Here is a 575-nt window from a genome sequence, read left to right as displayed (position 1 = left end):
GACGACGCCACCAAACTCCACAAAGACGGAGGATGGGCCAACCCCTGGACCCAAAAAATCACAAACATCGAATACATCCCCCCAGGAAAAGGAAAAGAATACTGCGGAATTAGACTCACTGTAATACTAGAAGAATCAACGATGATAAATCGCCGCGGCGAGTTGGTTGAAAATGAAACAGAAGAGTCGGAGCTCTTTATGATCTTGCGACACTATGATGGCATATGGCATATCGGAGAGGTGTCAGTAAAATGATGTTGCACACAAGCCTAGCGGTCGTCTTAATAATTTGTTCCTCACCTCTCACGGCGCCGCACGGCGGTCATCCCCCGGAAGACGGGGACCTGCAATACGACGGTAGAGCGTCCGGAAATGAAGTCACCCTGATGTCATCGGTATACGAGGAGGTGATTGTTCGAGGAGACCCCTCTTCGTCGGACAGTGAGACCGGCGGGGGTGGGGGGCAGGTGGTGGTCTCGGCCGCCCAACCCCAGAGCGCGCCCATCGAAGGCGATTTCATCTGCGATGGGCAGGACCCCCAAGGCAACGACACCGGTGCATGCCGCTTCCAACCA

At 54.4% G+C, this 575-nt stretch carries 1 pseudogene; it reads left to right on the top strand.

What is annotated here, in order from left to right:
- Window positions 1-255 (top strand): annotated as a pseudogene (locus B1H50_RS10045) (DUF6318 family protein); the annotation flags it as partial.
- Window positions 256-575 lie beyond the last annotated feature (320 nt).

It is taken from the genome of Actinomyces gaoshouyii, from assembly GCF_002072175.1.
GTDB lineage: Bacteria > Actinomycetota > Actinomycetes > Actinomycetales > Actinomycetaceae > Actinomyces > Actinomyces gaoshouyii.
This window is presented reverse-complemented; position numbering and strand designations above follow the sequence as displayed.